Origin of the sequence: Paraburkholderia madseniana (assembly GCF_009690905.1) — a bacterium.
GTDB classification, from domain to species: domain Bacteria; phylum Pseudomonadota; class Gammaproteobacteria; order Burkholderiales; family Burkholderiaceae; genus Paraburkholderia; species Paraburkholderia madseniana.
Map to the genome: position 1 here is coordinate 24064 of NZ_VOSW01000044.1, position 12877 is coordinate 36940.

13 protein-coding genes are annotated in these 12877 nt (G+C 61.6%); 7 read left to right on the forward strand and 6 right to left on the reverse strand.

The window, feature by feature from the left end; all coding sequences use genetic code 11:
• Positions 1-10: 10 nt before the first annotated feature.
• From FSO04_RS22840 to FSO04_RS22850, 3 genes are all read right to left on the reverse strand, one after another.
• Positions 11-1393: a sensor histidine kinase gene (locus tag FSO04_RS22840; RefSeq protein WP_168435794.1), complete on the reverse strand. Its 1383-nt coding sequence runs from the start codon at positions 1391-1393 to the stop codon at positions 11-13.
• Between the two features lie 185 nt (positions 1394-1578).
• Positions 1579-2973: a sensor histidine kinase gene (locus tag FSO04_RS22845; protein WP_154562729.1), complete on the reverse strand. Its 1395-nt coding sequence runs from the start codon at positions 2971-2973 to the stop codon at positions 1579-1581.
• Positions 2963-3640 carry a response regulator gene (locus FSO04_RS22850; RefSeq protein WP_027778124.1) on the reverse strand — a complete coding sequence of 226 codons (678 nt, stop codon included), beginning with the start codon at positions 3638-3640 and terminating at the stop codon, positions 2963-2965. Before FSO04_RS22850 ends, FSO04_RS22845 begins: the two co-directional genes overlap by 11 nt.
• Positions 3641-3923: 283 nt before the next feature.
• On the opposite strand from FSO04_RS22850, the gene FSO04_RS22855 reads away from it, so the two are divergent.
• The 4 genes from FSO04_RS22855 to FSO04_RS22870 all read left to right on the forward strand — a co-directional run bounded on the left by FSO04_RS22855 (position 3924) and on the right by FSO04_RS22870 (position 7230).
• Positions 3924-4943 carry an ABC transporter substrate-binding protein gene (locus FSO04_RS22855; protein WP_154562731.1) on the forward strand — a complete coding sequence of 340 codons (1020 nt, stop codon included), beginning with the start codon at positions 3924-3926 and terminating at the stop codon, positions 4941-4943.
• 67 nt (positions 4944-5010) lie between these two features.
• The gene (locus tag FSO04_RS22860; RefSeq protein WP_097395642.1) at positions 5011-5805 is read left to right on the forward strand and encodes an ABC transporter ATP-binding protein; all 795 of its coding nucleotides are present in this window, start codon (positions 5011-5013) and stop codon (positions 5803-5805) included.
• Between the two features lie 16 nt (positions 5806-5821).
• The gene (locus tag FSO04_RS22865) at positions 5822-6685 is read left to right on the forward strand and encodes an ABC transporter permease (protein ID WP_154562733.1); all 864 of its coding nucleotides are present in this window, start codon (positions 5822-5824) and stop codon (positions 6683-6685) included.
• A gap of 227 nt (positions 6686-6912) precedes the next feature.
• On the forward strand, positions 6913-7230 hold the full coding sequence (locus tag FSO04_RS22870) for a DUF4148 domain-containing protein (protein ID WP_154562735.1): 318 nt from the start codon (positions 6913-6915) through the stop codon (positions 7228-7230).
• A 303-nt stretch (positions 7231-7533) separates the two neighbouring features.
• Here FSO04_RS22870 and FSO04_RS22875 read toward each other — a convergent pair whose 3' ends face one another.
• The 3 genes from FSO04_RS22875 to FSO04_RS22885 form a co-directional block, all read right to left on the reverse strand.
• Positions 7534-7782: a hypothetical protein gene (locus FSO04_RS22875; RefSeq protein WP_054035535.1), complete on the reverse strand. Its 249-nt coding sequence runs from the start codon at positions 7780-7782 to the stop codon at positions 7534-7536.
• A gap of 116 nt (positions 7783-7898) precedes the next feature.
• Positions 7899-9050: an acyltransferase family protein gene (locus FSO04_RS22880; protein WP_154562737.1), complete on the reverse strand. Its 1152-nt coding sequence runs from the start codon at positions 9048-9050 to the stop codon at positions 7899-7901.
• Positions 9051-9242: 192 nt separating this feature from the next.
• On the reverse strand, positions 9243-10289 hold the full coding sequence (locus tag FSO04_RS22885) for a phytoene/squalene synthase family protein (RefSeq protein WP_154562740.1): 1047 nt from the start codon (positions 10287-10289) through the stop codon (positions 9243-9245).
• Positions 10290-10593: 304 nt separating this feature from the next.
• Between FSO04_RS22885 and FSO04_RS22890 the strand changes: the two genes are divergently transcribed.
• The 3 genes from FSO04_RS22890 to FSO04_RS22900 all read left to right on the forward strand — a co-directional run bounded on the left by FSO04_RS22890 (position 10594) and on the right by FSO04_RS22900 (position 12846).
• Entirely contained in the window at positions 10594-10932 is a 339-nt protein-coding gene (locus tag FSO04_RS22890; RefSeq protein WP_154562742.1) for a hypothetical protein, read from the forward strand.
• 6 nt (positions 10933-10938) lie between these two features.
• Positions 10939-11289: a response regulator gene (locus FSO04_RS22895; RefSeq protein WP_154562744.1), complete on the forward strand. Its 351-nt coding sequence runs from the start codon at positions 10939-10941 to the stop codon at positions 11287-11289.
• A gap of 123 nt (positions 11290-11412) precedes the next feature.
• Positions 11413-12846, forward strand: coding sequence for an MFS transporter (locus FSO04_RS22900; protein WP_154562746.1), 1434 nt, complete (start codon positions 11413-11415; stop codon positions 12844-12846).
• Positions 12847-12877: the final 31 nt, after the last annotated feature.

Below are 12877 nucleotides of genomic sequence, written 5' to 3' on the forward strand. Positions count from 1 at the left end.
TGGCGACGCATCAAACCGCCGCCGACCATAGTCGCATCTCGACGGTGGCGACGAGGCCAACACCGCCCTCTCCCGGCTCGAGCGTAACCGTGCCGCCTTGCCGGCGGGCGATCTCGCGCACAATCGGTAAGCCGAGGCCGGTTCCGTCAGCGTGGTTCGACGCGCGATAGAAACGCTCGAACACGCGCGCCCTCGCTTCGGCTTTGATACCCGGCCCATTGTCGATCACCCGCACGATCGCCCTGTCATTACCGCGCTGCGTATGCACGGTGACGCGGCCACCGGGTTGCGTATAGCGCAGCGCGTTGTCGACGAGATTGGTCACCAGCGCCGCGGTCAGCGCCTCGTCGCCGGTCACGTATAGGCCGTCTTCCAACTCAGCGCCCAGATCGATTTCACGCGACTGCGCGAAAGCGATCAACTCCTCCAGCACGCCCGCGATCAACGCGCTCAGATCGACCCGTTCGCGCGTATTGGAGGGCGCGGCGGACTCGGCCTGCGCGAGCAGCAACAGCTTGTTGGTCAAGGTGGTCAGCTTGCGGCTGCTTTTATGCATGCCGGCCAGTGCTTCGCTGAGCGGCACGTCCCGATTCTCACGTTGCCGCGCGAACTGGATCTGCGCCACCAGCAGCGCGAGCGGCGTACGCAACTGATGCGCCGCGTCGGAGATGAATTGCCGCTGCGTCGCGGCCTGCTGGCCCATGCGCGCGATGCACTGGTTGATCGCTTCGACGATAGGCGTCAATTCGACATGCAAGCGCGCCACGCGTATCGGTTCAAGTTGCGACGCGTTACGATCGGCGACGTCGTCTTTCACCTTCATCAACGGCCGCAATTCGAAAGTCAGCCCGAGATAGACGAACACCATCGCGAGCACCAGCGTGAGCACCTCGCCGAACAGTTGCGGCCGCAACAGGCGCCACACCATGGCGTCGCGCGAACCTTCCGTTTTTGCGACCGCGACGACGACTTCTTCGGTGCGGCCCGAGTCGTATAGCTGCCGCACGTAGGTAGCGGCGCGCACGGCACGGCCGTCCTCGAGATGGGTGGAGTACAGCATGGGGACGTCGCTCACGCCGCGCGGCACCGGTAACTCGGGACTGCCGGCCAGCAGGCGGTGGCCGCTCGCTTCGACGCGATAGAACACGCTGTCCTGTTCCGGCGACTCGAACAGCTCGAGCGCGGCCGGCGGAATCTGGACCGACACGTGGCCGTTATCCCAATCGATGTCCTCGCCAATGATGCGTATCGACGATAGCAACGCGTTATCCTGAACCAGGTCGGCCGTGGTCTGCGCGTTGCGATACGAAATCATGCCGGAAATGGAAACGAACGCCGCCAGTGGCAGCAAGAGCCACCACAGCAAGCGTCCGCGCAAACTGCCTGAAAACACGATTCGTCGTTCCTTTCTGCTGACTGTCTCCGCTATATCCCACGTGCGCGGTGGGCGTTCGATGAATCGCCTGCCCAAAATTCTAGCGCTACAAATCCTTCTGTAAGCTTTCGAACACGCGTTTCCTGTGCCGATTGCGGGTTTGTCCCGACTACCTGTAACGCCGCCGATTTAAAGGGCTTGATTCAAACGGGCGAAGGTCCTTCCATCGGCGCGCGCGGAAACGAGACGGTCACGTGCACGCCTTTGCCGCCTTCGCCCGGCTTGAGCACGATCTCCCCGTGATGCGCATCCGCGATTTCGCGCACGATGGCGAGACCCAACCCGGTTCCCTCAGTATCTGTCGACGCCCGGAAGAACGGCTCGAACACTCGACTGCGCGACTCGGCGGGAATGCCTGGACCGTCGTCCAGCACCGCCACGGTGATCGTATCGGCTTCTGCGCTGACCGCCACCGTGACGTGGCCGCCACTGCCGGTATAGCGGATCGCGTTCTCCGCGAGGTTGGCGATCAACGCCTGCAGCAGGCCGCGATGCCCTGCCACCGGCGCGGAGCCGTTCAGTTCCGCACCCAGATCGATATCCCGGGCCTGCGCGAGCAACGCCAGATCCTCCACCACTTCCATCGCCAGCGGCACCAGATCGACCGTTTCCACCGCCAGTTGCTTGTTGTCTGCGGCCTCGGCCTGCGCGAGCAACAGCAGCTTGTTAGTGAGTCCGACCATCGAACGATTACTGCGGTGCATCGCGGCAAGCGCCTCGTCGAGCGCGGGATTCAGGCCGTCCTGCTGGCGCGCGAACTGCAACTGCGTGCCGAGCAGCGTGAGCGGCGTGCGCAACTGGTGCGCGGCGTCGGCGATAAAACGCCGCTGCGCGGCCACCTGTACACCAAGCCGCGCGATACATTGATTGATCGCTTCGACGATCGGCCGCAACTCCGTATGCAGGCGCTCGACGCGAATCGGTTCGAGTTGCATGGGATCGCGGTCGGCGACCTCTTCCTTCACTTTCATCAGCGGCCGCAATTCGAAGGTGAGGCCGATGCAGGCCAGCGCGACCGCCAGCACGATCATCTCGATCTGCCGCACAAGTTGCGGTTGCCACAATTGCTGCGCCATCGCATCGCGCGAGCGCACCGTCTTGCCCACTGTCACCCGTACGCGGCGTGTCGCGCCGTTGTCGTACATCAGGCGCACGAGGCCGACCGCGCGCACGGGCTGGCCATGGAGTTCAGTGTCGTAGTGATCGTCCGTGTCGGGCGAGGGCGCCGCGCGCTGCGGAAAATCCGGCGTACCCGCCAGCAGCCGGCCATCGTCGACCCGCACGCTGTAAAACACCTGATCGCGATACGGCGACACGAACACTTCAAGCGCGGCGGGTGGCACATCCACGCGCAGAAAACCATCCACCCATTCCACTTCACCGGCGATCATCCGCGCCGATGAGATAAGTTGGTTGTCCTGCACCAGGTCCGCCGTGCGCCGCGCGTTGTCGTATTCCGCTTTGCCGGTGACGAACACGTATAACGCAAGTGGCACCAGCAGCCACCACAGCAGGCGCATGCGCAGGCTATTGGTCATCTTCTTTCTTGCGCAGCAGGTAACCCAGCCCACGCAGCGTGACGATCGCCGCCGAACTGCCGTCGAGCTTCTTGCGCAGCCGCGAAATGTAGATTTCGACTGCATCCTCGCTCGGCTCGTCCGCGAGCGTGAAGATCGCGTCGACCAGCGCGGGCTTGGTTACCGTCTTGCCCAAACGCAGGATCAGCGTTTCGAGCACCGAGCGCTCGCGCGGCGTCACGTTCAGCGGCGCGCCCTTCAGCGTGAACTGGCGCGTGTCGATGTCGAACGCGAGATCACCGCACACCACCTCGCTCGCCTTCGAGGGCGACTGGCGGCGGATCGCCACCTTGATGCGCGCGATCAGCTCGCGTACTTCGAAAGGCTTGACCAGGTAATCGTCCGCGCCGGCACCGAGCAGTTCCACTTTTTCGTCGATCGAACCGCTCGCCGTCAGGATCAGCACGGGCGTGGCGTCACCGCGCTGGCGCAAACGGCGCAGCACGTTCTTGCCCGACAGCTTCGGCAGATTCAGGTCGAGCAGGATCACGTCGTAGTGATTGGTGCGCAGCAAACGGTCGGCGGCGTCGCCGTCCTGCACCGCGTCGAGCGCGAACGCCTCCTGCTCCAGCATCTTCGCGAGCCAGTGCGCCAGCGTGGGGTTGTCTTCGATGAGCAGCAGCTTCATGGGGAGAACGGCGAAATAGGCAACTCAATGCGCGGCAAAAGTCAGGACGCCGATTGTGCCGTAAAACAAGGGCTTTGCGCGCGGCTTGCGTGGTTTGTGGCCCACGTTATGGGGTTTGCCAGGGGGTGGCCGCGCGATTGCGGTGGATTCTCGGGTTAACACCCATGATTTGCCCACAGCTCCGAAAGCTACCAGAAGGTTTCAGATTTCTATAATCGCCCTCATTCATCCAGAAAGCGCCGCATCCGCACCGGGCGGCGACTAAACCTCAGGAGACTGCTTCATGCGTAACTTGCGCCAGATTGCCGCCGTGTCAGGTGTTGCGTTTACCCTTGCCGCCGCTTCGGCCGCGGCTCATGCGGAGAAGCTGACGATCATGGTCGGCGGCGCCACCAAGATCATCTATCTGCCGGCCAAGCTCACGGAGCAGCTCGGCTACTTCAAGGACGAAGGCCTCGACGTCGAAATCCTTTCGCAACCGGCCGGCGTGGACGCGGAAAACGAACTGCTCGCGGGCGCGGTGCAAGGCGTGGTGGGCTTCTACGATCACACCATCGACTTGCAGAGCAAGGGCAAGGAAGTCCAGGCGCTGGTGATTTTCGGCCAGGTGCCGGGTGAAGTGGAAATGGTCTCCACCAAGGCGTCCGAAACGCTCAAGAGCATGGCGGACGTGAAGGGCAAGACACTGGGCGTGACCGGCCTCGGCTCGTCGACCAGCTTCCTCACGCAATACCTCGCGCAACGCGCGGGCGTGCCGTCCACGCAATACACGCTGCTGCCAGTTGGCGCGGACAACAGCTTTATCGCCGCCATCAAGCAGAACCGCATCGACGCGGGCATGACCACCGAGCCGACCGTCTCGCAGTTGCTGAAGACCGGCGACGCCAAGGTGCTGGTCGATATGCGCACGCTGGAAGGCACCCGCGCCGCGCTCGGCGGCACGTACCCGGCTTCGAGCTTCTACGTGCAGCGCGCATGGGCCGAGTCGCACAAGGACGACGCCACGAAGCTCTCACACGCATTCGCGAAGACGCTGAACTTCATCGCGACGCATAGCGCGGAAGAGATCGCCGCGAAGATGCCGAAGGACTACTACGGCAACAACAAGGACCTGTACGTCGGCGCGCTGAAGGCGTCGCTGCCGATGTTCACGAAGGACGGCAAGATGCCCGCCGACGGCCCGGACACTGTCCTGAAGGTGCTGTCGGCGTTCAATCCTTCGGTGAAGGGTAAGCATATCGACCTCGCCAAGACCTACAGCAACGACTACGTGTCGGCAGCGGTCAAGACGGCGGCGAAATAACGCTCTCGAAGCAACGCCCGCGAAGCAACCCCCTTTCAACATCAAGAGAACTGCGAGGCACCAGCCGATGAATCAACCTATGTCACGCGATACGCCCGCCATCGAGATGCGCAACGTATCGTGCCGTTTCATCTCCCCGGATGGCAAAGCGACGATCGCGTTGCGCGACTTCAGCATGTCGGTGGCACGCGGCGAGTTCGTCGCGGTTGTCGGCCCGACGGGTTGCGGCAAGTCGACCACGCTCAGCATGATCACCGGCTTGCTGAAGCCGACCACCGGCGAAGTGCGCGTAATGGGCGCGCCGGTGGACGGCATCGATCCGCGCATCGGCTTCGTGTTTCAGGCCGACGCCGTGTTTCCATGGCGCTCGGTCATCGACAACGTGGCGGCCGGCCCGCTGTATCGGGGCCGCTCGAAATCCGCCGCGTACGACGAAGCCAACGAATGGCTGCGCCGCGTGGGCCTCGACAAGTTCGGCAAGCACTATCCGCATCAACTGTCCGGCGGCATGAGAAAGCGCGTGGCGCTGGCGCAAACCTTCATCAACAAGCCGGAAATCCTGCTGATGGACGAGCCCTTCTCGGCGCTCGACATGCAGACGCGCACGCTGATGCAGGACGAACTGCTGCAACTGTGGGGTGGCGCCGGCTCGGTGGTGTTCGTCACACACGATCTGGAAGAAGCGATTGCGCTTGCCGACCGTGTGTTCGTGCTGACGGCACGCCCGGCCACGCTGAAGAAAGTGTACGAAATCGATCTGCCGCGTCCGCGCGTCACATCGGAAGTTCGCTACGACCCGCGTTTCATCGAAATCTCGCGCGACATCTGGCATGACCTGCGCGAAGAAGTGCAGATCGGTTAATCAAGGAACGGCAAATATGTCTACTACCCCTCAACAAACGATGCCTTCGGGCATCGATCCCGTGACGCTCGCCCAGGTCGAGCGCGTCGCGCAAAAACGTATCCGGCAACGCCATGCGCTGGTGATCTCGCTGCGCATTATCGTGCTGGTGGTTGTGCTCGGCGGGTGGGAACTATCCGCGCGCCTGAAGTGGATCGATCCGTTCTTCTTCTCGATGCCGACCGCGATTTTCAATCAGATCATCGACTGGTTCGTGAACGGCACATCGCAAGGCCCGCTGCTCACCCAGGTTTGGGTCACGCTGGAAGAAACCGGTCTTGGCTTCATCATCGGTTCAGTGGCGGGCGTGTTCTGCGGCATCGTGCTCGGCCGCAACAAGTTGCTCTCCGATGTGTTCAGCCTCTACATCAAGATCGCCAATTCGATTCCGCGCGTGGTGCTCGGCTCGATCTTCGTGATTTCGCTCGGTCTTGGGATGGCTTCGAAGGTGGCGCTGGCAGTGGTGATGGTGTTCTTCGTCGTGTTCGCCAATGCGTTCCAGGGCGTGCGTGAAGCGGACCGCTACATGATCGCGAATGCGCAGATTCTCGGTGCGTCGCGCCGTCAGGTGACGACCTCGGTGGTGATTCCGTCGGCGTTGAGCTGGATTCTTGCCAGCTTGCACGTGAGCTTCGGCTTTGCGCTGGTCGGTGCGGTGGTGGGCGAGTTCCTCGGCTCGAAGCAAGGTATCGGTCTGCTGATCTCCACTGCGCAAGGCGCGTTCAATGCAAGCGGTGTGTTTGCTGCAATGATCGTGTTGGCCGTGGTCGCGCTGGCTGCCGACTATCTGTTGACGACGGTCGAACAGCGGCTGTTGAAATGGCGGCCCGCTGCGGTTTGAGTTGACCGTCAGGTCGTAAAGGGAGAAAGGGCGCCGTCGGCGCCCTTTTTTTCACGTTGCGCACAAGGGCCCATCAAACAAAGCACTCTTCTTTTATCTCAAATCCCGCAACAAACTTTACCTGATTCGATGATTACTCCGGTCAGATCGCAAAACTACAATGCAATCACTGACTGCGAACAACACTGCTCGTAGCAAGATAAAGACCGAACTGGAGGTAGTTCATCATGAAATCGCTCATTCAAGCTGTTGTTATCGCCGCTGTGCTGGCCGCTCCTGTTGCCTCGTTTGCGCAGTCCAACCAGCCCGTGACCCGCGCCGAGGTCCGCGCGCAACTGATTCAACTCGAAAAGGCCGGCTACCAGCCGGGCCGCTCCGACCCGTACTATCCGGCTGACATCCAGGCTGCGCAAGCCCGTGTCGCCCAGCAAAACGGCACTGCCCAAGCCGCAGAAAGCAGTTACGGCGGTGCGGTGAATGGCTCGTCGCAGTCGGGCCACCCGGTTCAGGCGAACGGTCCGAAGTCGGTTTACTTCGGCAACTAAGCTGGCAACCAGGCTGACATCTCAGCTCGCAACCAGACCGGTGAACAAGCTTCCCGGCGGAACGAACCGCTGAGGCCACGCCGTTTGCCCTGATCGGCCGCCCAAGCGAGCAACACAGCCGCACGCTCTGATTCAAACGAACTGGCCCGCGACCGAGTATCCCCGATCGCGGGCCAGTTCTGTATTCGATACCTCCGTCATCGGGCTCCCGATGACTTCGCCTGGACCTTCACGGTCTGGGCGCTTTTTTGTTTATGTCCTGCTACGTCTGGTCTGAGCCTCAGCGGTACCAGGCTGCCTGCGTTATTCCCGGGCGATCAGATCGCCTACCTGACCGCGCCCCGTGACGAGACAGCTCGACAGGAAATTTTCACCCTGGCTGCTGGCCCCGGCGTCACCGAAGCCTTTCTTCAACGCATTCGACTTGACCAGTTCCGCGCCCTGGTGGCACGTAATTGTCCCCATCTCTCCGGCTTGCGCGCGCATCAGCGCCCTATCCGCCATCAAATAACCAAGCAACAACACCACTGCAATATTGAACGCTTGTCTCATGAATCGTCTCCTCTTTTGAAGAGACTAACGCGAACCATCGATGCAGGATGCTAGGGGTTTCCCGATTGGCGGCTATTCAATGATGCCGAATAAATCAACCGATCATGCCACCTTATTCAGCTATGCGGCGTGGCTGGATCGGGCTTGGCTCGTAGAAGGCGGAACTGCCGGATGCCACGTTGCACGCGTTTCGTATTCTGCTCGAACAGCAGGTACACCGCGAACGCGTACACATAGCAGACAACCAGCATGGTCACGAACACCAGCGCGCCCCGGCCGTCGAACTCGATGCGCTGCCCGACCACGACCGCCGCGACAAACAGAATGAACGAGAAGTGCGTCAGATACAGCGAATAGGAAAATCCGGAAAAGAGAACCGCGATACGCGACAGCGGCGCGGGACGCAGTCGGACGTTTTCCCAAAGTATGCAACGCAGAAACACGAAACACGGCACACCGACAATCCAGTCGTTACTCAACAAGAACATGCGCGTCAGCATCAGCGCCACAAGAAGAACTGTCCCGCTGGCGAGCGTGAACCATGGCAAACCCGTCCGTGCGCTGCGCGACGGAAAGCGCTTTTCAAGCAACACGAGTACGACGCCAAGCATCCACAATCCGAACCCGTTCAGGAGCGACGGAAACGCGACCATCGTACCCAGCGCGAGCACACCCGCGACGATGGCGCTCAATCCGCGGCGCCGGCGCAGCAGTACATAACAGGCGGGAAACCACATGTAGTACCAGAACTCGTTGGCGAGGCTCCATAGCGGTCCGTTCGAGCCGTACGTGCCGCACGCGAGCGTCTGCAGGAAGGCGAGATTGCATAGCAGCGTCGCCTGGCCAAGATGCGAGGCGACGTTGATCTGCTGATCGAACGTGCCCTCGGTCCCAAGATAAAAAGGCCCACCGGCAAGCGCGATGCCCATGCGGTCCCAGAACAGCGTCAGCAGCAAGGCCGGGATCAGCACGATCCAGAGCCGCGACATGCGTTCGGTGAGATAGCGCTGCCAGCTCCATGTTCCCGTCTCGACCTGCCGCAACACCGAGCCGCCAACGAAATAGCCGCTCAGCAGGAAGAAAACGATCACCGCGGTGTGGCCGTAGTTACTGATGAAGTAGAACGCCTTGCCCGCGAGTCCGATACCGGCATTCGCGCGGTAGTCGACGAACATCAGATTGCGCAAATGGCTGATGCACACCGCGCCTGCCGCCAGCGCACGGATCAGATCCAACGTGTCGCAATGCTGTTTTCCGGTGGGCGCCATGGGAGTCTGGAATCGGACAAAGAGGTTTGTCCGCCAAACTACGGCCCACGGCGCTTTTATTCAGTACGCTTGCCCACACTGCACACGCACGGCACACGCGCCGCACGCCAACACGCTATCCGTTGGGGTACTGCTGGTGCAATCAGGTTCGCACGCAACGCAGCAAAATGATTCGTATAGCGAAGCAGATACTCAAAGCCGAGCTTCAATCTGCTTGATCCGCGTTTCAACCGACTTGCGCACCAGCCCATTCGAAGGCACCAGGAGTAGCGACGAGGCGATGATCTGATACACCTGATTGCGCCGCACCTTGGAGACTTTCGCCGGGTCGAGCCAGGCTTCGTTATCCACCAGCAACAGCAGCGTGTCCAGGCCGATCAGAATCGGCCACAAGCAGGCGAGGCGCAAACGCACTGAAAACGCGGGGATCGCGAGCGTATAGTCCAACGCCTCGCGAAAATGATCGAGCGACCTGCGCACGAGTTCCACCATCAGAGGCCGGGCGCGAACAGAATTTGCCGGCTGCAGGAGATCCTGCGCGCTCAAACCATATTGATCGAGCATGGTCTGCGGAAGGTAGCAGCGGCCGATCCGCAAATCCTTGCCGCAATCGCGCAGCACGTTGGTCATCTGCAGCGCTTTGCCGAAACGCACGCCCCGGCGCGCCATCGTCTCGGGCCGCTCTTTCAGCGTGCCGGGCATGTGCGCGTAGGTCATCGTGGTCCAGAATTCGCCGACGCAGCCCGCCACCAGGTAGGTATAGCGGTCGAGTTCGTCGTACTCGCGCAGCGCGGCGATCTGGCCGGAACGTTCGTCGGGGAACGTGCGAAGGTCGAATTCCATGCCCTCGGTCAGCGTCGACACGATCTCGCGTACGGCCTTGCGGTCGGACTCGCTCAGTTGCAGCAGCACCTCGAGTGCGGGTCCTAGCGATTCCAGCAGAACCTTTTCATCGGACTGGACCTGTTGGCCCGCCACTTCAGTGGCCATGCGCTGGAACAGCGCGCCGTCGTTCGGGGCGCCGTTGACCTGGTCGCGCAGCGACAGCAGCATTGCAAGACGTTGCTCGGGCGAGATCAGCGAGGTGTCCGCAATCGTATCGGCCGCGCGCGCGAGCAGGTACGCGAGTCCGATCGGATCGCGCATCCCGACGGGCAGCACGCGCAGGGTAAGGTAGAAGGAGCGTGAAACGCCTTTCAGGAGCGGACCGAGAAGAAAGGCCCGGGTCGGATTCGGCATGAGTGGGATCAGGGCAGTATTGGGCAAAAATCAGGCGCTGCCGAATTGTATACGGCGAAGCGCCTTTGCCGTGCGACGAGGGACCTGGAGTCAGCGAACGACGCGTGCCTTACTCCGAGATCGAGCAAAGGGGCGGCGTCCATCAGCCGGATACCGGCGATCGTGGTTGCGCCGCCGATCGCGCTGCGATTGAGCGTTGCCAATAAAGTCGCAAATTTGAAAAAAACGCCGCCACGCTTGCGCTGCACCACCTTGCAAGCAATCCCTCCCGGTCCCTTGCACACGCTACCCGGCGGCCTCCCGCATGCAGTTCACCAAGCGGGAGACGGCCCAAGGCAGGATCCCCTCGTCGAATGCCAACACGCGCAGCGCAGCGCCGCCCACCAGCGGGAACGCGAATTGCGACGCGGTTAGGTTGAGCGATGCGCATCCGCTTGATTTCATTTGCAAGCTGTCGCTTCTCCGTACTTTGAACGACATATCGACAATGACTATCCACGAATCTCAGACATCCTCCCGCTCCAACATGGAAACAGGTGTCCCCGGTTTCGATGAGATTCTGGGCGGAGGTCTGGTCAGCGGCGCCAGTGTGGTTTCAGCGCAAGGCCTGTCGGCCACGCTGACGCCGCGGCGAAAAACGTAGCCGCCCATGAAAACCATTCTGGTCGTGGACGACGAATTCGACATCCTTGCGGTCTGGCGACTGTTGCTGGAACGGCATGGCTATACCGTACTGACGGCGTCCAACGGGGCGGCCGCGCTTGAACAGATCAGCCTTGCCCGGCCCGACATCATCGTGTCGGACTGCATGATGCCGGTCATGTCGGGGCTGCAACTGTGCGCCGCACTGTACAACGCCCCCAACCTGCGCGCGATTCCGATCATCCTGTGCAGCGCCGCCGCGGATATCCCCGTGCAACCGAATTCCACCATCGCCTACGCGCGCAAGCCGCTTTCATTCGACGCCCTTCTCGCGATGTTGCAGCGAATGGGGGGGTGACGGCTAGGTAAAACCCCGAATTCCTGGCAGACGCCACACGGACTAACCTCGGCACACTCATTAAATAGAACGTCGTTCCGTCAGACAGAACGATACGACAAAAGACACTCCAAGGAGGATTCCATGGCAAGCCTGCCGATCGACGCACCCGGCGCGTCGCCCGATTCAAGCGCCAGTGCGCAGGGACTCACGACCGGCATCAACGCGCGCATCGACCGTCTGCCGGCGACGCGCACGGTATGGATGCTGGTGTTCCTGCTGTCGATCGGCGGCTGGTTCGAGTTCTACGATCTGTTTTTTACGGCCTATGTCGGCCCGGGCCTCGTCAAAAGCGGGCTCTACGCGACTACCACTGCGTCGTTCTTCGGCGTGTCCGGGCTGGGCGCCTTCGTGGCGGCGTCGTTCGCGGGGCTCTTCATCGGCACGTTCTTTTTCGCGGGCATGGCGGACCGTTATGGCCGCAGAACCGTGTTTACTGTTTCCCTGCTGTGGTATTCCGCGGCCACACTGGTCATGGCGCTGCAAACCACCGCGCCCGCCATCAACCTGTGGCGCCTGATCGCAGGCATCGGCGTGGGCGTCGAACTGGTGACGATCGACACGTACGTCAGCGAACTCGTGCCGAAACATCTGCGTGGCCGCGCGTTCGCTTTCGTTCATCTGGTGCAGTACACCGCTGTGCCGTCCGTCGCTCTGCTTGCATGGTGGCTGGTGCCGCAAGCGCCGTACGGCGTCGACGGCTGGCGCTGGGTCGTGATCATCGGCGCGCTCGGCGCGGTCGTGGTGTGGTCCATTCGCCGGCGCGTGCCGGAAAGCCCGCGCTGGCTCGCGCAGCAAGGCCGCGCCGCCGAAGCGGAACAGGTCCTGCAGGCAATCGAAGCGAAAGTCGCGAAACAATACGGGAAGCCATTGCCCGCGCCTGTCCCGACAGTCGAGCCGGCCACCACCAAGGCGGCCTTCCGCGAAATCTGGCAGCCGCCGTATCGCAAACGCGCGATCACGATGCTCGTGTTCAACCTGTTCCAGGCGATCGGCTTCTACGGTTTCGCGTCATGGGTGCCGACCCTGCTGGTTTCGAAAGGCATAACGATCACGCACAGCCTGATGTACTCGTTCGTTATTGCGGCCTCGAATCCGTTCGGACCGCTGATCGGCATGGCGATCGCGGACCGCATCGAACGTAAGACCTTGATCGTGTTGTCGGCACTCGGTATCGCCGTGTTCGGCAGCCTGTTCGCGATGCAAACCTCGCCTGCCATGCTGATGATGCTCGGTGTGCTGATCACGCTTAGCGGCACGCTGCTCTCCGTCGGCTATCACGCGTACCAGACCGAACTGTTCCCCACGCGCTTGCGGGCGCGCGCGGTCGGCTTCGTCTACTCGATGTCGCGGTTATCCGCGATGTTTTCCGGCTTCATGATCGCCTTCGCGCTGCGCCACTTCCAGGTGCCGGGCGTATTCGCGTTGATCACTGTGTCGATGGTAATGGTGATGGGCGCGATCGGCATCTTCGGGCCACGCACCAACAATCGCAACCTCGACGAAATTTCGCATTGAACGCATTGAACGCATTGAACGCATTGAACAA